Annotated in this window: 16 protein-coding genes; 9 read left to right on the top strand and 7 right to left on the bottom strand. The window is 72.3% G+C overall.

Translation table 11 applies throughout. The annotated features are described in order from the left end of the window. Positions 1 to 116 precede the first annotated feature (116 nt). From ACFVXJ_RS18220 to ACFVXJ_RS18205, 4 genes are all read left to right on the top strand, one after another. Positions 117 to 554: a GNAT family N-acetyltransferase gene (locus ACFVXJ_RS18220; RefSeq protein ID WP_389662749.1), complete on the top strand. Its 438-nt coding sequence runs from the start codon at positions 117 to 119 to the stop codon at positions 552 to 554. A 76-nt stretch (positions 555 to 630) separates the two neighbouring features. Then, complete coding sequence (locus tag ACFVXJ_RS18215; RefSeq protein WP_389662748.1) at positions 631 to 1,944, top strand: S8 family peptidase; 1,314 nt, start codon at positions 631 to 633, stop codon at positions 1,942 to 1,944. 172 nt (positions 1,945 to 2,116) lie between these two features. Next, positions 2,117 to 3,409, top strand: a complete 1,293-nt coding sequence (locus ACFVXJ_RS18210; protein ID WP_389662747.1) for a hypothetical protein — start codon at positions 2,117 to 2,119, stop codon at positions 3,407 to 3,409. Positions 3,410 to 3,496: 87 nt separating this feature from the next. After that, the gene (locus tag ACFVXJ_RS18205) at positions 3,497 to 4,534 is read left to right on the top strand and encodes a WxL protein peptidoglycan domain-containing protein (RefSeq protein WP_389662745.1); all 1,038 of its coding nucleotides are present in this window, start codon (positions 3,497 to 3,499) and stop codon (positions 4,532 to 4,534) included. 89 nt (positions 4,535 to 4,623) lie between these two features. Here the strand turns inward: ACFVXJ_RS18205 and ACFVXJ_RS18200 are convergent, their stop codons facing one another. The 4 genes from ACFVXJ_RS18200 to iolC are packed head-to-tail and all read right to left on the bottom strand — an operon-like array spanning position 4,624 to position 9,755. Continuing rightward, positions 4,624 to 6,123, bottom strand: coding sequence for a CoA-acylating methylmalonate-semialdehyde dehydrogenase (locus tag ACFVXJ_RS18200; protein WP_389662744.1), 1,500 nt, complete (start codon positions 6,121 to 6,123; stop codon positions 4,624 to 4,626). Between the two features lie 13 nt (positions 6,124 to 6,136). Then, positions 6,137 to 8,014 (bottom strand): 3D-(3,5/4)-trihydroxycyclohexane-1,2-dione acylhydrolase (decyclizing), encoded by a 1,878-nt coding sequence (gene iolD, locus ACFVXJ_RS18195; protein ID WP_389662742.1) that lies wholly within the window; start codon positions 8,012 to 8,014, stop codon positions 6,137 to 6,139. Next, positions 8,011 to 8,823, bottom strand: a complete 813-nt coding sequence (gene iolB / locus ACFVXJ_RS18190; RefSeq protein WP_389662866.1) for a 5-deoxy-glucuronate isomerase — start codon at positions 8,821 to 8,823, stop codon at positions 8,011 to 8,013. Before iolB ends, iolD begins: the two co-directional genes overlap by 4 nt. Before the next feature lie 20 nt (positions 8,824 to 8,843). Next, positions 8,844 to 9,755 (bottom strand): 5-dehydro-2-deoxygluconokinase, encoded by a 912-nt coding sequence (gene iolC / locus ACFVXJ_RS18185; RefSeq protein ID WP_389662864.1) that lies wholly within the window; start codon positions 9,753 to 9,755, stop codon positions 8,844 to 8,846. Between the two features lie 147 nt (positions 9,756 to 9,902). On the opposite strand from iolC, the gene ACFVXJ_RS18180 reads away from it, so the two are divergent. The 5 genes from ACFVXJ_RS18180 to ACFVXJ_RS18160 all read left to right on the top strand — a co-directional run bounded on the left by ACFVXJ_RS18180 (position 9,903) and on the right by ACFVXJ_RS18160 (position 15,100). Beyond that, positions 9,903 to 10,841 carry a sugar phosphate isomerase/epimerase family protein gene (locus ACFVXJ_RS18180; protein WP_389662741.1) on the top strand — a complete coding sequence of 313 codons (939 nt, stop codon included), beginning with the start codon at positions 9,903 to 9,905 and terminating at the stop codon, positions 10,839 to 10,841. A 41-nt stretch (positions 10,842 to 10,882) separates the two neighbouring features. After that, on the top strand, positions 10,883 to 11,896 hold the full coding sequence (locus ACFVXJ_RS18175; RefSeq protein WP_389662740.1) for a Gfo/Idh/MocA family protein: 1,014 nt from the start codon (positions 10,883 to 10,885) through the stop codon (positions 11,894 to 11,896). 239 nt (positions 11,897 to 12,135) lie between these two features. Then, complete coding sequence (locus ACFVXJ_RS18170) at positions 12,136 to 12,336, top strand: helix-turn-helix transcriptional regulator (protein ID WP_389662738.1); 201 nt, start codon at positions 12,136 to 12,138, stop codon at positions 12,334 to 12,336. 132 nt (positions 12,337 to 12,468) lie between these two features. Next, the gene (locus ACFVXJ_RS18165) at positions 12,469 to 12,702 is read left to right on the top strand and encodes a heavy-metal-associated domain-containing protein (RefSeq protein WP_389662736.1); all 234 of its coding nucleotides are present in this window, start codon (positions 12,469 to 12,471) and stop codon (positions 12,700 to 12,702) included. A gap of 91 nt (positions 12,703 to 12,793) precedes the next feature. Then, a complete protein-coding gene (locus tag ACFVXJ_RS18160) occupies positions 12,794 to 15,100 on the top strand; it encodes a heavy metal translocating P-type ATPase (protein WP_389662735.1) in 2,307 nt (768 codons plus the stop codon). Between the two features lie 399 nt (positions 15,101 to 15,499). Here the strand turns inward: ACFVXJ_RS18160 and ACFVXJ_RS18155 are convergent, their stop codons facing one another. The 3 genes from ACFVXJ_RS18155 to ACFVXJ_RS18145 all read right to left on the bottom strand — a co-directional run bounded on the left by ACFVXJ_RS18155 (position 15,500) and on the right by ACFVXJ_RS18145 (position 20,398). After that, positions 15,500 to 16,789 (bottom strand): citrate synthase, encoded by a 1,290-nt coding sequence (locus ACFVXJ_RS18155; protein ID WP_048479416.1) that lies wholly within the window; start codon positions 16,787 to 16,789, stop codon positions 15,500 to 15,502. A 182-nt stretch (positions 16,790 to 16,971) separates the two neighbouring features. Next, positions 16,972 to 19,215: an ATP-dependent RecD-like DNA helicase gene (locus ACFVXJ_RS18150; RefSeq protein WP_361311160.1), complete on the bottom strand. Its 2,244-nt coding sequence runs from the start codon at positions 19,213 to 19,215 to the stop codon at positions 16,972 to 16,974. Positions 19,216 to 19,462: 247 nt separating this feature from the next. Further along, positions 19,463 to 20,398, bottom strand: coding sequence for an EamA family transporter (locus ACFVXJ_RS18145; RefSeq protein ID WP_389662732.1), 936 nt, complete (start codon positions 20,396 to 20,398; stop codon positions 19,463 to 19,465). Positions 20,399 to 20,420 lie beyond the last annotated feature (22 nt).

Here is a 20,420-nt window from a genome sequence, read left to right as displayed (position 1 = left end):
AACAGGCCCGACGTCGCACCGGCCCGTACTGCCGCGACGGATGGACGGCCGAGTGGGGGGCGGCGGTCGGTCCGCACGGGCGCCCGTCGTGGGGTGGCGGACCTATCATCCCCGTCATGGAGATCCGTCGCGCCCGGACCGTAGCCGAACTCGTCGCCGCCGAAGGACTGTTCGACGGGTCCGCCCGGGAGGAGTGGGCCGAGCGGTTCTTGGCCGCGCCCGGGCACCTGATGCTGATCGCGTACGTCGACGGCGTGCCCGCCGGGATGGTCTCCGGTGTCGAGATGAGCCACCCCGACAAGGGCACCGAGATGTGCCTGTACGAACTCGCGGTCGATGAGGGCTATCGGCGCCGCGGCATCGGCCGCCGGCTCGCCCTGGCCCTCGCCGACGAGGCACGCGCACGCGGCTGTTACGGCATGTGGGTGGGGGTCGACACCGACAACGAGGCGGCCCTGGCGACGTACGCCTCCGCCGGAGCGCGCGACGAGGGCGTCTTCGCGATGCGCGGCTGGCCGCTCTCCCCCGACGCCGGCACGCCTGACACCCCGTAACCCCTGCGGCGGCGTGTCGGGGGCCACTCGGCGCACCCCCCGCGCGGGCGCCCCCCACCCGGCCGAGCATCGCGGCATGACCGCATTCACCGCGCTGCTCCCGGCCGCCGCCCTCCTGGCGACGGCTGCCCTGTCCACGGCTCCCGCCACCGAAGCCCCCACCGCCCCGTACGTCGTGGTCCTCAAGGACGGCGCCGCCCGGGCCCTGGCCGCGGGCCGCGCCATGGCCGCGGAGGCGGCGGAGGCGGGCGACGAGGTCGTGGCCGTCTACGACACGGCCCTGAACGGCTTCGCCGTACGCACCACCGCGGCCCGCGCCGCCGAGCTGGCCGCCGACCCGCGCGTGGCGTCCGTAGAGCCGGACACCGAGTTCCGGATCAACGACACGACCCAGCCGCTGGCCCCCTGGTCCCTCGACCGGATCGACCAGCGCGACCTCCCGCTCGACGGTTCGTACACGTACGCCGCGAAGGGCGACGGCGTGACCGTGTACGTCATCGACACCGGGATCAACACGCTGCACCAGGAGTTCGGGGGCCGCGCCCGGGCCGGCGTGAACGCCGTGTGGCTGGAGGGCTCCGACGACTGCAACGGCCACGGCACGCATGTGGCGGGGACGATCGGCGGGGCGACGTACGGGGTGGCGAAGGGGGTCTCGCTCGTCTCGGTGAAGGTGGCCAACTGCCGGGGCAGCGGGCGCCTGTCGTCCCTCGTCAACGGCATCGACTGGATGGTCAAGGACGCCACCAAGGCCGCGAAGGCGGCGGCAGCGAAGACCGCGGCGGCCAAGGAAGCCGCCAAGGAAGCGGCCAAGGGCACCGTCCAGGACCCCACACCCGCCACACCCGCGCCCACCCCCACTCCGGCCGCCGCGCCCGCCCCCGACCCCGCGTCCCTCACCGCCACCTCCGCCGCGCCCGCCGTCGCCAACATGAGCATGGGCGGCACCCGCAGCCGTGCCCTCGACGCGGCGGTCACCCGGGCCGTCGCCGCCGGGATCACCTTCACCGTGGCCGCCGGAAACTCCGGCAAGGACGCCTGCACCGGCTCCCCCGCCCGCGTCCCCGACGCCATCACCGTCGGCGCCACCGACACCGCCGACCGCCGCGCCACCTTCTCCGCCTACGGACCGTGCGTCGACCTGTCTGCCCCCGGCGTGGGCATCACCTCGGCCTGGAAGGGCTCCACCACCGCCCTCGCCCGGGCCACCGGCACCTCCATGGCCGCCCCGCACGCGGCCGGCGTCGCCGCGCTGATCCTGGCGGACGGCACCCCGAAGACGCCCGCCCAGGTCACCCGGAACCTGCTGCGCAGCGCCGTTCCCGACCGGATCACCGGCCTCCCCGCCGGCACCCCGAACCTCCTCCTGCACACCCCGACCACACCCTGATCCGGCGCCCCCTGACCCGGCCTGATGGGACATCAATGTCTGTGCGCTTCGGCGCCGGGCAAGTCATTGACTTCTCAACACCGCGACGCGTCAATGTCGGCCTCCGCACCGGCTCGGCCTCCCCCTCACAGCGGGTGGGGGGAGGTTCGTCTGACGAAGGAGTCGCGACCCAGTGAGTACAACGTTCCGACGAAGAGTGCTGGCCGGGGCGGGCGCGCTGTCCCTGGCCCTGACGGGTGGCGTCGTGGCCATGACGGGGACGGCCCAGGCCGCGACCAAGACCACCCCGGTGCCGGTGAAGTGTGTCGCCCCCGCCCCCCAACCGGGCGCCAACGGCACCCAGGACTACACGATCACGGTGCCGGACACGGCGAAGGCCGGTCAGAGCGTCCCCATCACCATCGACCCGGGCGAGACCCCCGTCATCCCGATGTTCACCATCGACACGGTCAACACCATCAAGGCGAAGCTGCTCGTCGGCGGCGTCGCCCAGACGGTCACCAGCCCGGCCGTGCCCAGCCACCAAGAGGCCAACAAGAAGTCCGACCCGCCCGCCTTCAGCGGGACCATCACCATCCCGGACGGCAGCGAGGGCACGACGCTGCAGATCACCATCGACCAGGTGGTCACGGACGCCGACCTCGGCGGCACCGTCTACACCACCACCTGTACGCCGGATCCCCGCCCCAGCGCCTCCGTCGGCTCGATCGCGGTGGAGGCGCTGCCCAAGGACCCGGTGACGACGAAGGTCACGCCCAACAGCGGCAAGGCGGGCACGGCCGTCGCCGTGACGGGTGCCAACTTCCCCGCCGGTCCCGTGACCTGCTCCGCGCTCCTCGCGGGCACGGCCACGGGTGACACCGGCAGTGGCACGGCCGACGCGTCCGGCGCCGCGGCCTGCGACCTGACGGTCACCAAGAAGGCCGACGCGATCAGGATCGACGGCTCGGTCTCCCCGTACAAGTCGTTCGTGTTCGTCGAGGACCAGGCCGGCGTCAAGAACCCCGTCGACATCGAGGTGCTGCCCGGGCCGCTGGCCCTCGGACCGAAGGACGGCCAGCCGGCGGTCAGTTTCGGCGCGGTGACGATCAACGGCAAGGCGCAGTCGGTGTTCGGCGCGTTCAACGCGGCCACCGTCCAGGACTTCCGCGGGGGTTCGCTCGGCTGGGACGTCACGGCGACCCGCACGCCGTTCCTGAACGCGGCCACCGGCCACTCCATGGCCAAGGCGCAGATCGGCATCCAGCCGTCCTGCACGGTGACCAACCCGGACAGCCCGAGCACCTGCACCGCCGGTGCGCCCGGGGCCATCACGGACACCCCGATGAAGATCGCCTCGCAGGCGGCCGGCGGTGACGAGCTGACCGGCGGCGAGTTCGCGGTGGGCGGCGCGGCGATGCTCCAGCTGCCGCCGTTCATGTTCGCCGACACCTACGAGTCGGTCGTGACCTTCTCGATCGCCTGATCCACCGCCACCGGGGGTGGTGCGGCGCGTGCCGTGCCACCCCCGGTGGTGCCCCGCCCGCAGCCGTGGCCCGACCGGAGGACCGACATGCGCCCCCGCACCGCTTCCCCGTACGGCCGGCTCGTCGCCCTGCTGCTGCCCGTCGCGGCGCTGCTGTTCGGCGCGCCCGTCGCGAGCGCCGCGGACAACGGCACCTGGGGGGTGTTCCCGACGCCGCCGCCCGGAGCGGCGACGACGGACCGGGCGTACTTCTTCCACCAGGGCGCCGCCGGCAGCACCGTCGCCGACAGCGTGACGATCCTGAACTCCTCCGACAAGGAGCTGACCTTCCGGGTGTTCGCGACCGACGCCGTGAACACGCGCGTCGGGGGCGCTTTCGCGCTGTTGCCGGTCGAGACGAAACCCAAGGACGTCGGCACCTGGATCACCCTGCCGCCCGAGACGGCGCACCCGGTCACCGTCCCGCCCAAGGGCCGCAAGGACGTCCCCTTCACGGTGCGGGTCCCCGAGGACGCCGCCCCGGGCGACCACATCGGGGGCATCGTGGCGTTGAACACCGCGGTGGAGGGGGTGCGACAGGACGGCAGGGTGCAGGTCGGGGTGCGGCGTTCGGTGGGCGCCCGCCTGTACGTGCGGGTGCCGGGGCCGGCGACGCCGGGGCTGTCCGTGGAGGACGTCCGTGTCGAACGGCACGCGCCACTGCTGCCCTGGGTCGAGAGCGCCTCCGCGACGCTCTCGTACAGCCTGGTCAACCGGGGCAACGTGGTGGTCGAGCCGCGGGTGACGGTGTCCGCCGAGGGCCTGTTCGGGCGTACGGTACTGGACCGGCCGGTCCGCGATCTGAAGCTGGTGCTGCTCCCGGGGCAGCGGATCGAGCTGACCGAACCCTGGCCGGACGCTCCGCAGTCGGACCGGGTGCACGTCCACGTCAAGGCCGACGCCACCGCCTACCCGGACCTGCGCGCTCAGGCCGGTACGGACTTCCTCGCCGTCCCGTGGCCCGCGGTCGGCGCCGTCCTCCTCCTCGCGGGCACCACCCTCGCCCTGCGGGTCCTGCGCCGACGCCGGCACCGGGCCGAGCCCGAACCGTCCGAGCCGGCCGCCGACCTGGCCGAAGCCCACTAGCGGCGCGGGGCGGAACGGGGCTCGCCCCCCGCGTGAGGGTTGCGGGGGGCGAGCGGACCGGCGGCCGGGGTGCCCGGTACCTCGGTACCTCAGTGGTTGCGCGGGAAGCCGAGGTCGACGCCGACCGGGGCCTCGGAGGGGTCATGCCAGCGGGTGGTGACGACCTTGCCCCGGGTGTAGAAGTGGATGCCGTCGTTGCCGTAGATGTGGTGGTCGCCGAAGAGGGAGTCCTTCCAGCCACCGAAGGAGTGGTAGCCCACCGGCACCGGGATCGGCACGTTCACGCCGACCATGCCCGCCTCGATCTCCAGCTGGAAGCGGCGGGCGGCGCCGCCGTCGCGGGTGAAGATCGCGGTGCCGTTGCCGAACGGCGAGGCGTTGATGAGTGCCACGCCCTCCTCGTAGGTCTCGGCGCGCAGCACGCACAGCACCGGCCCGAAGATCTCGTCGCGGTAGGCGTCGGAGTCGGTCTTGACGTTGTCCAGCAGCGACAGGCCGATCCAGTGGCCGTTCTCGTTGCCCTCGACGGTGTATCCGGTGCCGTCCAGGACCACGTCCGCGCCCTGGTCGGCGGCGCCCTTGACGTAGGAGGCGACCTTGTCGCGGTGGGCGGCGGTGATCAGCGGGCCCATCTCGGAGGTCGGGTCGTTGCCGGGACCGATCTTGATCTTCTCGGCCCGCTCGCGGATCTTGTCCACCAGCTCGTCGGCGATCGAGCCGACGGCCACGACCGCCGAGATCGCCATGCAGCGCTCGCCCGCCGAACCGTACGCGGCCGAGACGGCGGCGTCGGCGGCGGCGTCCAGGTCGGCGTCCGGCAGCACCAGCATGTGGTTCTTGGCGCCGCCCAGCGCCTGCACCCGCTTGCCGTTGGCGGAGGCGGTGGTGTGGATGTGGCGGGCGATGGGCGTGGAGCCGACGAAGGAGACGGCCGCGACGCCGGGGTGGGCGAGCAGCGCGTCGACGGCGACCTTGTCACCGTGGACGACGTTCAGGACGCCCGCCGGGAGGCCGGCCTCCGTCGCCAGCTCGGCCAGCTTGTTCGCGGCCGACGGGTCCTTCTCGCTCGGCTTGAGGATGAAGGTGTTGCCGCAGGCCACGGCCAGCGGGAACATCCACATCGGCACCATCGCCGGGAAGTTGAACGGGGTGATGCCCGCGACCACGCCCAGCGGCTGGCGGATGGAGGAGACGTCGACGCGGTTGGAGACCGACGTCGACAGCTCGCCCTTGAGCTGCGTGGTGATCCCACAGGCCAGCTCGACGATCTCCAGGCCGCGCGCGACCTCGCCGAGCGCGTCCGAGTGCACCTTGCCGTGCTCGGCGACGATCAGCTCGGCGATCGCGTCGCGGTTGGCGTCCAGCAGCGCGCGGTAGGCGAACAGCACCTTCGTACGGGCGGCCAGCGAGGACTGGCCCCAGCTCCGGAACGCCTCGGCGGCGACCTGTACGGCCGCGTCGACCTCCTCGGCGGACGCCAGGGCGACCTGCGTGGTGACCTCGCCGGTGGCCGGGTCGGTGACCGGGCCGTAGTTGCCCGACGCGCCCTCGACGGTCTTGCCACCGATCCAGTGGTTGACGGTCTTCATGTGCCTTGCTCCTTCACAGATGGCGACGTCGCTGCGCGGCTTGCCGGTCGTACTCTTCGCGGGCCGAGGCCGCCGCCGCACGGGTCGCGGTCTCGGCCACGGGAACATCCCACCACGCCTGCGGCGGGGGTGGGCCCGACACAGTGTCGGGTGTTCGGGTCTGCGTGTAGACACATGTGGGACGGTCCGACGCCCGTGCCTCCACGAGGGCTTTCCGCAGGTCACGCACGGTCTCGGCGCGGATGACGGACATCCCCAGGGAGGCCGCGTTGGCCGCGAGGTCCACCGGCAGCGGCGCGCCGGTGTACGTGCCGTCGGCGGCCCGGAAGCGGTACGCCGTGCCGAAGCCCTCGCCGCCCACCGCCCCCGACAGGCCGCCGATCGAGGCGTAGCCGTGGTTGTCGAGGATGACGACCTTGACGGGGATGCCCTCCTGCACGGCGGTGACGATCTCGGTCGGGTTCATCAGGTACGTGCCGTCGCCGACGAGCGCCCACACGGGCCGTCCGGGCGCGGCCAGCGCCGTGCCGATCGCGGCGGGGATCTCGTAGCCCATGCAGGAGTAGCCGTACTCGACGTGGTACTGGTCGGCGGAGCGGGCGCGCCACAGCCGGTGCAGGTCCCCGGGGAGCGAGCCGGCCGCGTTGATCAGGATGTCGGAGGCGTCGACGACGTGGTCGAGCAGACCGAGCACCTGTGCCTGCGTCGGGGCGGCGTCCTCGTCGTCGCTCGCGTACGCCTGCTCGACCAGCAGCTCCCAGTCACGCTTGCCCTCTTGGTACGTCGCCTCGTACCGGGGGTCCACGCGGTACCCGGAGACCGCGCCCCGGAGTTCTTCCAGGCTCGCCCGCGCGTCGCCGACGACCGTCCGGGCGGCGTACTTGTGGGCGTCGTACGGGTCGAGGTTCAGCCCGACGAAGCGGACGGCCGGGTTCTGGAACAGGGTCGCGGAGGCGGTGGTGAAGTCGGTCAGCCGGGTGCCCGCGGCGATCACCAGGTCGGCTTCGCGGGCGAGGGCGTCGGCGGTGGCGGTGCCGGTGTGTCCGATGCCGCCCACCTCGGCGGGGTGGTCGAAGGCGAGCGCGCCCTTGCCCGCCTGGGTGACCGCGACCGGGATTCCGGTGGCTTCGGCGAACTCCGCGAGGGCGGCTTGGGCCGCGCTGTGCCGGATGCCGCCGCCGGCGATGAGCAGGGGGCGCGCGCAGGCCCGTACCGCTTCGGCGGCGGCGGCCAGCTCGTGCCGGTCGGGCCGGGGCCGGCGCACCCGCCACACCCGCTCGGCGAAGAACTCCTCGGGCCACTCGTGGGCCTCGGCCTGTACGTCCTGCGGCAGCGCGAGGGTCACGGCGCCGGTCTGGACGGGGTCGGTGAGCACCCGTACCGCCTGGAGGGCGGCGGGGATCAGCGCCTCGGGGCGGGTGACGCGGTCGAAGTAGCGGGACACGGGCCGCAGGGTGTCGTTGACGGAGACGTCACCGGCGTGCGGCACCTCCAGTTGCTGGAGCACCGGATCGGCGGGCCGGGTGGCGAAGGTGTCCCCGGGCAGCAGCAGCACCGGCAGCCGGTTGACGGTCGCGAGGGCGGCCCCGGTGACGAGGTTGGTCGCGCCGGGCCCGATGGAGGTCGTCACGGCGTGCGCCGACAGCCGCCCCGACTGGCGGGCGTACCCGACGGCCGCGTGCACCATGGCCTGCTCGTTGCGTCCCTGGAGGAAGGGCATCTGCGCCCGGCCGCTCTCCAGCAGGGCCTGCCCGATCCCGGCGACGTTGCCGTGCCCGAAGATCCCCCAGGTGGCGGCGATCAGCCGGCGGCGCCGCCCGTCGCGTTCGGTGTACTGGGCGGCGAGGAACCGTACGAGGGCCTGCGCCACGGTGAGCCGGATCGTGGTCATGGGCGGCGGTCCTCCGCTCGGTAGAACGGCAGCCGGGGGTCGAGCTCCGCGCCGGCCCAGGTGGACCGGATCCAGCCGTGGTCGGGGTGGTCGCGGATCAGCCACTCCCGCGGGCCTTCCGGTCCGGCCATCACGTTCAGGTAGTACATGTCGTGTCCGGGGGTGGCGATGGACGGGCCGTGCCAGCCGTCCGGGATGAGCACGGCGTCCCCGGTCCGCACCTCCGTGAGGATGTCGGTCTTCCCCGCCGGGGAGGGGGTGACACGCTGGTACCCGCGACCGGGAGTGCCGTCGTGCGGGGCGATCTCGAAGTAGTAGATCTCCTCCAGCCGGGACTCCTCGCCGGGATGGTACTCGTCGTGCTTGTGGGGCGGGTACGAGGACCAGTTGCCGCCGGGGGTGAGGACCTCGACCGCGATGAGCCGGTCGCAGGCGAACGCGTCGGCCGCGGCGAAGTTGTTGACCTGGCGGGAGCACTGCCCGGCGCCGCGCAGCTCGACCGGCACCCGCCCCGCGGGCCCGTACCGGGCGGGCAGCGCCCGCTCGCACCGCGCCCCGACGAGCGCGAACCGGCCGCCGGCCCGGGAGCGGATGTCGGCGCGGCCGTCGCGCGGGAGGTAGGCGAAGTCGGTCACGGAGGTGAACACGTCGTCCCGGCCGCCCAGTTCGATCTCTTGTGGGTCCGGTGCGCGGCAGTCGACCACACACCCGCCGGACAGGGGCAGGACGATCCACTCGTGGTCGCCGCAGGAGTGCGCGTACGACTCGCCGGGGGCGAGCTCCAGCACCCGCAGGGCCGTCGAGGCCATCGCGTGGGAGGCGGTCACCGTCACTGTTCCAGCACCTCCTCGACCTCCTTCGGGTAGGGCATCGCGGTCGAGCAGGCCAGCCGGGAGGCGACGATGGCGCCCGCCGCGTTGGCGAAGCGCAGCACCTGTTCCGTGTCCCAGCCGGCGAGCAGCCCGTGGCACAGCGCGCCGCCGAAGGCGTCGCCCGCCCCGAGCCCGTTGACGACCTCCACCGGCACCGGCGGCACTTCCACGGCGGTCCCGTCGCGGTGGACGGCGAGGACGCCGGCCGGGCCGCGTTTGACGACGGCCAGTTCCACCCCGGCCGCCAGCAGCGCCCGCGCCGCCGCGTACGGTTCGCGCTCGCCCGTGGCGATCGCGCACTCCTCGGCGTTGCCCACCGCAACCGTGGCCAGGTCGAGCGCCCGCTCGTACCAGGGCCCCGGCTCGTCGCTCCACAGCATGGGCCGCCAGTCGAGGTCGAAGACGGTGGTCCCGGACTTCGAGCGGGCTTCGAGCGCGGCCAGGGTGGCGCTGCGGCTCGGCTCGGCGCTCAGGCCCGTACCCGTCATCCAGAACACCCGTGCGGCCCGCACCGCGTCGGCGTCGATCTCGTCGGGCGCGATCTCCAGGTCCGGTGCCTTCGGGAAGCGGTAGAAGTAGAGCGGGAAGTCGTCCGGCGGGAAGATCTCGCAGAAGGTGACGGGCGTCGGGTAGGCGGCCACCTCGCGCACCCAGCGGTCGTCGACGCCGAAGCCCCGCAGTTCCGCGCGCAGGTACGCGCCGAAGGGGTCGGCCCCGGTCCGGGTGATCACAGCCACCCGGCGGCCGAGGCGGGCCGCCGCCACCGCCACATTGGTCGGGGAGCCGCCCAGGAACTTGCCGAAGGTCTCCGCCTCGGCGAGCGGTACGCCGGTGGTCAGCGGGTAGAGATCCACCCCGATGCGCCCCATCGTGATCAGGTCGAACGCGTCCCCGCCCCCGATGGTCCGCACCGGGTCGAACCCGCCCCCGTCCCCGCTGTTCGGTGCCACTGGTCCCACTTCCTCTCCCACTGCTTCCCCGTCCCCTTTCGAGCCTCGCACCCTAAGGTGGCCGCCATGACGTCCTCGCCGTCCTCCACTCCCCCGTCCTCCCCACCCGCGCTGACCCGTATCCGCGTCGGTTCGGCTCCGGACTCGTGGGGCGTCTGGTTTCCGGACGATCCCCTCCAGACCCCGTGGGAGCGTTTCCTGGACGAGGTCGCGGACGCCGGGTACGAGTGGATCGAGCTCGGCCCGTACGGCTACCTGCCCACCGATCCGGCCCGCCTCACCGACGAGACCGCCGAGCGTGGCCTGCGGGTGTCCGCGGGCACCGTCTTCACGGGACTCCATCACGGGCCGGGCGTGTGGGAGCAGACCTGGGAGCACGTGTCGCGGATCGCGGAGCTCACCCGGGCCATGGGGGCGGAGCACCTCGTCGTCATCCCGTCGTTCTGGCGCGACGACAAGAGCGGCGAGGTGCTGGAAGCCCGGACCCTCTCGGCGTCCGGTTGGCGCGAACTGACCACGCAGACCGAGCGCCTGGGCCGGGAGGTGCGCGACCGGTACGGGCTGCGGATCGTGGTGCACCCGCACGCGGACACCCACATCGACACCCCGGAGAACGTCGCCCGGTTCCTCGACGCCACGGACCCGGAGCTGGTCTCGCTCTGCCTGGACACCGGGCACTACGCGTACTGCGGTGGGGACAGCGTCCGGGCCGTCGAGACCTTCGGCGAGCGGATCGGATACCTGCACCTCAAGCAGGTGGATCCGTGCGTCCTGGCCGAAGTCGTGGCGGCGCAGGTGCCGTTCGGGCCGGCCGTGGCGCGCGGGGTGATGTGCGAGCCACCGTCCGGGGTACCCGCGCTGGAACCCGTACTGGCCGCCGCGCAGGCGCTCGACGTGGACCTGTTCGCGATCGTCGAGCAGGACATGTACCCCTGCCCGCCGGACCGGCCGCTGCCGATCGCCCGCCGGACCCGCTCCTACCTGCGCTCCTGCGGCGCCCGCTGACACCCGACGCCGCAAGCCCGACACCTGAGGGGAATCCCCACATGATCAGCACGCTCGGCATCGCCGTCATCGGCACCGGGAAGATGGGCGCCGACCACGTCCGCCGGATCGGCCGGACGGTCGGCGGGGCGCGGGTGGTGGCCGTGGCCGACCCGGACGGCGACCGCGTCAAGGAGGCGGTCGCCGGCCTGGACGGCGTGAGCGCGCACACCGACGCCGCCGCCGCGATCGCCGCGCCCGGGGTGGACGCCGTACTGATCGCCTCTCCCGGAGCCGCCCATGAGGAGGCGCTGCTGCACGCCTTGGCGCGGGAGCTGCCGGTGCTGTGCGAGAAGCCGCTGACCCCCGATCCGGCGGGCGCCCTGCGGGTGCTGGAAGCCGAGCGGAGGCTGGGCCGCCGGCTGGTCCAGGTCGGTTTCATGCGGCGCCACGACGCCGAGTACGAGCGGCTGAAAGAGCTGCTGGACGCGGGCGGGATCGGCCGGCCGTTGTTCCTGCACTGCCGACACCGCAACGCCGCCTCGCCCTCCTTCTTCACCAGCGACATGCTGATCAGCGATTCCGTGGTCCACGAGGTGGACGCGGCGCGCTGGCTGCTGGGGCAGGAGATCACCGCGGTGACCGTCCTGTCGCCCACCCCGTCCGCGGCCGCCCCGCGGGGGCTGAGCGATCCGCGTTTCGTGCTGCTGGAGACCTCGGGCGGGGCGATCGTCGACGTGGAGATCTTCGTCAACTGCGGTTTCGGCTACCAGGTCCAGTGCGAGGCGGTCGGCGAGTCGGGCAGCGCCCGGATCGGGGACGGTCACGCGATGGTCGTCCAGTCGGGGGGCCGGTGGGGCGGGGAGATCGCGCAGGACTTCCTCACCCGGTTCGCGGACGCCTACGACCGCCAGGTGCGGCGCTGGGTGGCGGCGGCCGCGCGGGGGCGGATCGACGGGCCGGACGTGTGGGACGGATACGCGGCGGCGGCCGTCTCGGAGGCCGGACTCGCCGCCGCGCGCAGCGGCGCCAGGACCCCCGTGGAGCTGGTGGAACGGCCCGCGCTCTACCGCTGAGCCCGGCCACCCGACCCCGCCGTCCCGGGCGCCCCGGGCGCCCCGGGCGTCACGGAGGTCCCCGGAGTGTCACGCATGTCCGCGTTACGCGGGTTTTTCGTCACAGGCCCTCGACAGGCCCTCCCCTGCCCTCACCGGGCGTCGTTCGCCGGGCACAACCCGAGTGATCGTCCGTCCACGCGCCGGCTCCCCCGACGGCCTCCCGGCCGGCCCGTGCCGTGGACAAGGAGGTGTCGTGCATGAGCGACCGACAGCTGTGGTCGTACAAAGAGATCGCCGCCCACATCCGGGTCCAGCCGGACACCGTGCGCTCCTACCGCAAGCACGGACTGCTGCCCGCGCCCGACCATGTGGAGCACGGCAAGCCCTATTGGTACGACGATACGATCCGCGCCTGGGTGGCCCGCAGGCCCGGCAACCGGGGACGCCGCGAGGGGTGAGCGGTGTGGTCCGAACCGCACCGCGCCACGCTTCCCTAAATACCCCCTGGGGGTACACTGGCGACGGATGGGGAGGAAGGTGGAAGGCACCTCCCCGCCCGCGACCGACATGCCCTCGAAGAGGAGAACGACATGAGCGCCGAGACGGACACCCAGACCACCACCGTGTACCGGGTGACCGGCATGACCTGCGGCCACTGCGAGGGCGCGGTGACCGCCGAGATCTCGGAGCTGCCGGGTGTGAGCTCGGTCAAGGCCGTCGCCGCGACCGGCGAGGTCACCGTGGTCTCCGCCGCCCCGCTCGACGAGGAGGCCGTGCGCGCCGCCGTGGACGAGGCCGGGTACGAGTTGGCCGGCCGGGCCTGAGGCCGGGTAGAACTGCGGAAGGACCCCGCCGGGTCGTACGGGACCGCTCATACTGGTCCCGAACGGCCCGGCCTTTCCCTTGGAGCCGGAGATGAGCGGCAGCACCGTGCACGAAGGACCACCGGCGGTGGCCGGCGCCGCCGAGGTCGAACTGACCATCGGCGGGATGACGTGCGCCTCCTGCGCCGCCCGGATCGAGAAGAAGCTGAACCGGATGGACGGGGTCAGCGCCGCGGTGAACTACGCCACCGAGAAGGCGAAGGTCTCGTACACCGGTGACGTGCGGGTGGCCGACCTGATCGCCACCGTCGTCAAGACCGGCTACACCGCCGAGGAGCCCCCGCCGCCGCCCGCGCCGGCACCCTTGGCCCCGCACACCGCGGGCCTCGACACCGCGGCCCCCGACACCGCGACGGACACCGTCCCGGCCGACGGGGCGCTCGCCGCGCTCCGTCAACGCCTGCTCGTCAGCGCCGCCCTGGCGCTGCCGGTCGTGGTCCTGGCCATGGTCCCGGCCCTCCAGTTCGACAACTGGCAGTGGCTCTCGCTGACCCTGGCCGCGCCCGTCGCCGTGTGGGGCGCCCTGCCCTTCCACCGGGCCGCCTGGACGAACGCGACGCACGGCGCGGCCACCATGGACACCCTGGTCTCGCTCGGCACGCTCGCGGCGTTCGGCTGGTCCCTGTGGGCGCTGTTCTTCGGCCATGCCGGAATGCCCGGGATGCGGCACGGCTTCGACCTCACCGCGTCCCGGACGGGCGACTCCCTCTACCTGGAGGTCGCTTCCGGCGTCGTCACCTTCATCCTGCTGGGCCGCTATCTGGAGGCCCGCTCCAAGCGGAAGGCCGGCGCGGCCCTGAAGGCGCTGCTGGAGCTGGGGGCCAAGGACGTCGCCGTGCTGCGCGGCGGCCGTGAGGTGCGGATCCCGGTCGGCGCGCTCGCCGTCGGCGACCGCTTCGTGGTCCGGCCCGGCGAGAAGATCGCCACCGACGGCACGGTGGTCGAGGGCGGCTCGGCCGTGGACGTGTCCTTGCTGACCGGCGAATCCGTCCCCGTCGACGTGGGAGTCGGCGACCCCGTCACCGGCGCCACCGTCAACACGTCCGGGCGGCTGCTCGTCGAGGCGACGCGGGTCGGCGCGGACACCCGACTGGCCCGGATCGCCCGGCTGGTCGAGGAGGCGCAGAACGGCAAGGCCGAGGTGCAACGCCTCGCCGACCGGATCTCCGCCGTCTTCGTACCCGTCGTCCTGCTGCTCTCCCTCGGGACGTGGGTGACCTGGCTGCTGATCACCGACGACCCGACGGCCGCGTTCACCGCCGCCGTGGCCGTCCTGATCATCGCCTGCCCGTGCGCCCTCGGGCTGGCCACGCCGACCGCGCTGATGGTCGGCACCGGCCGGGGCGCCCAGCTCGGCATCCTGATCAAGGGGCCGGAGGTGCTGGAGTCGACCCGCCGGGTGGACACCGTCGTCCTGGACAAGACCGGCACCGTCACCACCGGCCGGATGACCCTGACGGGAGTGCACCCCGCCCCCGGCGTGGACGAGACGGAGCTGCTGCGCCTGGCCGGTTCCCTGGAGCACGCTTCCGAGCACCCCATCGCCCGGGCGATCGCGGTGGGCGCCGCCGAGCGCGCGGGGGCCCTGCCGGTCCCCGAGGGCTTCGAGAACCTCGCCGGGCTCGGCGTCCGGGGCGTGGTGGACGGGCGCTCCGTGCTGGTGGGCCGCGAGCGGCTGCTCGCGGAGCGGGGCGTCGCCGCCCTGCCGGCCGCTCTGGCCGGGGCGATGGCGACCGCCGAGGCGGCAGGCGCCACCGCGGTGCTGGTGGCCTGGGACGGGGAGGTGCGCGGGATGCTGACCGTGGCCGACGCGGTGAAGGAGACGAGCGCGGAGGCGGTGGCGCGGCTGCGGGCGCTCGGCCTGACCCCGGTGTTGCTGACCGGCGACAACCGGGCGGTGGCCGAGGCGGTGGCCCGCGAGGTGGGGATCGAGGAGGTGATCGCCGAGGTGCTCCCCCGGGACAAGGTGGAGGTCGTACGCCGCATGCAGGGCGAGGGCCGTACGGTCGCCATGGTCGGGGACGGCGTCAACGACGCGGCCGCCCTCGCCCAGGCCGATCTCGGCCTGGCCATGGGGACCGGCACGGACGCGGCCATCGAGGCGGGCGACCTGACCCTCGTTCGGGGCGACCTTCGGGTGGCGGCGGACGCGATCCGGCTGTCCCGGCGGACCCTGGCCACCATCAAGGGCAACCTCTGCTGGGCCTTCGGCTACAACCTGGCCGCATTGCCGTTGGCGGCCTCCGGGCTGCTCAACCCGATGATCGCGGGTGCGGCCATGGCCTTTTCTTCGGTGTTCGTGGTGACCAACAGCCTGCGGTTGCGGTCGTTCCGTTAGCGGATTCCCTTCGCACCGCACGCACAAGTTCTTCACGGGAGACGCAGATCACAGTGATTCGAACGTAACCATCCGGCAGATGCCCGGGTCTAATGGGGTGATGCCAGGAACGTCTTGGGGGACGTTCGCGGGAGGTCTTGGGGGACGTCCCGGGCATCAGCCGGCCGGGACACGTGCGCCCCGGGGAGCTTTGAGCGGCCCTCCCGACCCGTACGGGTCCCGGCAAAAACCCCGTTGGAGTGCTGCACGGCCGCACTCCTCGCCGACACCCCGGCTCGGGTCCCGTGGGGGGAATCCGTTCCGGGGAAAGGAAAGCGCCCCGACCGTCGACCCGTGGGGGGATCGACGGCGGGGCGCTTTTCGTGTGCGCGGGCCCTTCCGGGCCTGAGGTGCCTCGGGTCAGCGGGCCTCGACCGGGACGAAGTCGCGCAGGACCTCGCCGGTGTAGATCTGGCGCGGACGACCGATGCGGGAGCCGGGCTCCTTGATCATCTCGTGCCACTGGGCGATCCAGCCGGGGAGCCGGCCGAGCGCGAAGAGCACGGTGAACATCTCGGTCGGGAAGCCCATGGCCCGGTAGATGAGACCGGTGTAGAAGTCCACGTTCGGGTAGAGGTTGCGCTCGACGAAGTACTCGTCGGCCAGCGCGTGCTCTTCCAGCTTGAGCGCGATGTCGAGCAGCTCGTCGCTCTTGCCGAGGGCCGACAGGACATCGTGCGCCGCCGCCTTGATGATCTTCGCCCGGGGGTCGAAGCTCTTGTAGACGCGGTGCCCGAAGCCCATGAGGCGGACGCCGTCTTCCTTGTTCTTCACCTTGCGGATGAAGGCGTCGACGTCGCCGCCGTCGTTCTTGATGCCTTCCAGCATCTCCAGCACCGACTGGTTGGCGCCGCCGTGCAGGGGACCCCACAGCGCCGAGATGCCGGCGGAGATCGAGGCGAACATGTTCGCCTGCGAGGAGCCGACCAGACGCACGGTGGAGGTCGAGCAGTTCTGCTCGTGGTCCGCGTGCAGGATCAGCAGCTTGTCGAGCGCCGAGACCACGACCGGGTCCAGGTCGTACTCCTGGGCCGGCACCGAGAAGGTCATGCGCAGGAAGTTCTCGACGTAGCCGAGGTCGTTGCGCGGGTAGACCACCGGGTGGCCGACGGACTTCTTGTACGCGTACGCGGCGATCGTCGGAAGCTTGGCCAGCAGCCGGATCGTCGAGAGGTGGCGCTGCTTCTCGTCGAACGGGTTGTGGCTGTCCTGGTAGAACGTCGACAGCGCGCTGACCACGGAGGACAGCATCGCCATCGGGTGCGCGTCGCGCGGGAAGCCGTCGTAGAACCGCTTGACGTCCTCGTGCAGCAGCGTGTGCTGGGTGATCTCGTTGCGGAACGACGCGAGCTGGTCGACGGTCGGCAGCTCCCCGTTGATCAGCAGGTAGGCGACCTCGATGAAGGTCGAACGCTCGGCCAGCTGCTCGATCGGGTAGCCGCGGTAGCGCAGGATCCCCTGCTCGCCGTCGAGGTAGGTAATCGCGGACTTGTAGGCGGCGGTGTTGCCGTAGCCACTGTCCAAGGTGACGAGCCCGGTCTGGGCCCGCAGCTTCGAGATGTCGAAGCCCTGGTCACCGACGGTGCTCTCGACCACCGGGTAGGTGTATTCACCGTCCGCGTACCGGAGTACTACAGAGTTGTCGCTCACGTCATCCCTCACCGACGTAGTGCCTCTTCTTCGAGGTGCCCTGACTGCCTCTACCTTCCCCCATTTGGCGCAGGAGAGTGCACTCGGGGTCGGCCTTTGGTGCTTCTGACGGCACTGAGTGCCTTCAATCTGAACATCCTGCCCCCTGTGCACACCAGGCGGAACCCAAAATGATCGATCATTTAGGTGATGTTTCCCACCGGTATCCGGCCGGACAGTCGGGGGGCGACCGCCGTGTACCTCCTGCCTGCGGAAACGGTACGCACCGCCTGGCCGAGCGCCTTGCGTGACCCGACCAGAACGACCAGTTTCTTCGCCCTGGTCACCGCCGTGTAGAGCAGATTTCGCTGGAGCATCATCCAAGCGCCGGTGGTGACGGGGATCACGACCGCCGGGTACTCGCTGCCCTGCGAGCGGTGGATGGTGACGGCGTACGCGTGCGCCAGCTCGTCGAGCTCGGAGAACTCGTAGGCGACCTCCTCGTCCTCCTCCGTCCGCACCGTCAGGCGCTGTTCGTCCAGGTCAAGGCCGGTGACCACGCCGACTGTGCCGTTGAAGACACCGTTGGCGCCCTTCTCGTAGTTGTTCCGGATCTGGGTCACCTTGTCGCCCACCCGGAAGACCCGGCCGCCGAACCGCTTCTCGGGCAGGCCGGGGCGGGCGGGGGTGACCGCCTGCTGGAGCAGGCCGTTGAGGTTGCCGGCCCCGGCGGGGCCCCGGTGCATCGGCGCCAGCACCTGGATGTCACGACGCGGGTCAAGGCCGAATCTGGCCGGAATCCGCCGTGCGGCCACGTCCACGGTGAGCCGGCCGGCCTCCTCGGTGTCCTCCTCCGGGAAGAGGAAGAAGTCCGGCAAGCCGTCGGTGATGGGCGGCAGACCCGTGTTGATCCGGTGGGCGTTGGTGACCACACCCGACTGCTGGGCCTGGCGGAAGATCCTCGTCAGCCGGACGGCGGGCACCGGTCCGCCCTCGGCGAGCAGGTCCCGGAGCACCTCGCCCGCGCCCACGGACGGCAACTGGTCCACGTCCCCGACGAGCAGCAGGTGTGCGCCGGGGGCCACCGCCTTCACCAGTTTGTTCGCCAGCAGCAGATCCAACATCGAGGCTTCGTCCACCACGACGAGATCGGCCTCCAAGGGCCGGTCCCGGTCGTAGGCCGCGTCCCCGCCCGGTTTGAGTTCGAGCAGCCGGTGCACGGTGGAGGCGTCGGCCCCGGTCAGCTCCGAGAGCCGCTTCGCCGCCCGGCCGGTGGGCGCGGCCAACACCACCTTGGCCTTCTTCGCCCGGGCCAGTTCCACGATCGAGCGCACGGTGAAGGACTTGCCGCAGCCGGGACCGCCCGTGAGGACGGCGACCCGGCGGGTGAGGGCCAATCGGACCGCCTCCCGCTGCTCCGGGGCGAGCGTGGCCCCCGTACGGGTGGCCAGCCAGGCCAGCGCCTTGTCCCAGTCCACGTCCTGGAAGCCGGGCATCCGGTCCTCCTCCGCGTGCAACAGCCGCCGGACCTGGCCGACCAGCGACAGCTCGGCCCGGTGGAAGGGGACCAGGTACACGGCGGTGAGCGGCGGGCCGCCCTGCGGGTCGGGCACGGACTCCCGGACGACTCCCTCCGGGTCCGCGGCCAGCTCGGCCAGACATTCGATGACCAGCCCGGTGTCCACTTGGAGGAGCTTGACCCCGTCGGCGATCAGCCGTTCCTCCGGGAGGAAGCAGTGGCCCTGGTCGGTGGACTGGGACAGGGCGTACTGGAGCCCGGCCTTGACCCGTTCGGGGCTGTCGTGCGGGATGCCGACGGCCTGCGCGATGCGGTCGGCGGTGAGGAAGCCGATGCCCCAGACGTCGGCGGCGAGCCGGTAGGGCTGGTTGCGGACCACGGAGATGGAGGCGTCGCCGTACTTCTTGTAGATGCGGACGGCGATGGAGGTGGAGACGCCGACGCCCTGGAGGAAGACCATGACCTCCTTGATGGCCTTCTGCTCCTCCCAGGCGGCGCCGATCAGCTTGGTCCGCTTGGGCCCGAGGCCGGGCACCTCGATCAGCCGCTTCGGTTCGCCCTCGATCACATCGAGGGTGTCGGTGCCGAAGTGGTCGACGATGCGCTCGGCGATCTTCGGGCCGATGCCCTTGATCAGGCCGGAGCCCAGGTAGCGCCGGATGCCCTGGATGGTGGCGGGCAGGATGGTGGAGTAGTTCTCGACACTGAACTGCTTGCCGTACTGGGGGTGGGACCCCCAGCGGCCCTCCATGCGCAGCGACTCGCCGGGCTGCGCGCCGAGCAGGGAGCCGACGACGGTCAGCAGGTCTCCGGCGCCCCGGCCGGTGTCGACCCGGGCGACCGTGTAGCCGCTCTCCTCGTTGGCGTAGGTGATGCGTTCCAGCACCCCCTCGACCACCGCGAGTTGCACTGCCCCGTTGCTCGTCATGCCTAGAAACTACCGGCCGCCGCCGACAGGGCGCCGCGCCTGTGGACAAACCGGAGCCCGTGAACCGCGAGCCCGTGGACCGCGAGCCCGTGGACGGACCGAAAAGGGGCCCGGCCTTCCGGCCGGACCCCCTCACGGTTACCCCTCCCGCGTCGGACTTCCCGATCCCCCCAGATCCCCTCCCGGAAGCGCCGACGTTCCATACGACCCGCCACCGGCGCCGGTGGTTGCACCCGGCCCCAGGTCTTTACTTTTCCATTACCTGACATGCGCGGGGCGCGGCCTCGGGAGGAGCCGTCGGGCTGAGCCCCGTCGTACGGGTCTTCGCGCGCGCGGGGGCCAACGACGTCAGCCCCACCCCGCCGACGAGCAGGGCCGCGGCCGGCCAGCGCGCGCCCGAGACGCCCTCCCCGAGCACCAGCGCGGCCGAGGACATGCCGAACACGGGGACCAGCAGCGAGAACGGGGCCACGGCGGAGGCCGGGTAGCGGCGCAGCAGGTAGCCCCACGCGCCGAAGCCGAACACCGTCGACACCCAGGCGACGTACCCGATGACGGCGACCCCGGACCAGTCCAGGGCGCGCAGCGCGGCCAGGTCCCGCTCGGGGCCTTCCCACAGCAGGGACAGACCGAACAGCGGCAGCACCGGGACGGTGCACACCCACACCGTGAAGTTGAGCGCGTCGGGCGGGGCGGCCTTGCGGGTCAGCACGTTGGACACGCCCCAGCAGGCGGCAGCCGCCACCACGAGCGCGAACCCGACGACCGGGCCCGAAGTGCCCTCGTCCACGGCGGCGACGACGATCCCCGCGAGCGCCACCCCCATGCCGAGCAGCCGCAGCGGCCCGGGCCGCTCGCGCAGCACGAGGGCGGCGAGGACGGCGGTGAAGACGGCCTGGATCTGCAGGACGAGGGAGGACAGACCGGCCGGCATCCCGGCGGCCATGCCGGTGAACAGCAGTCCGAACTTGGCGATGCCGAGGGCCACCCCGACGCCGACGATCCACTTCCAGGGCACCTTGGGCCGGCCGACGAAGAACACGGCGGGCAGCGCGGCGACGAGGAACCTCAGGGCGGACAGCAGCAGCGGCGGGAAGTGGCCGAGGCCGATCTCGATGACGACGAAGTTGAACCCCCAGACGGCGGTGACGAGTACGGCGAGTGCGGTGTGTACGGGACGCATGCTCCGAGCATCGACGGCCGGA

Source organism: Streptomyces sp. NPDC058279 (assembly GCF_042881255.1).
In the GTDB taxonomy this organism is placed as follows: Bacteria; Actinomycetota; Actinomycetes; order Streptomycetales; family Streptomycetaceae; genus Streptomyces.
This window is presented reverse-complemented; position numbering and strand designations above follow the sequence as displayed.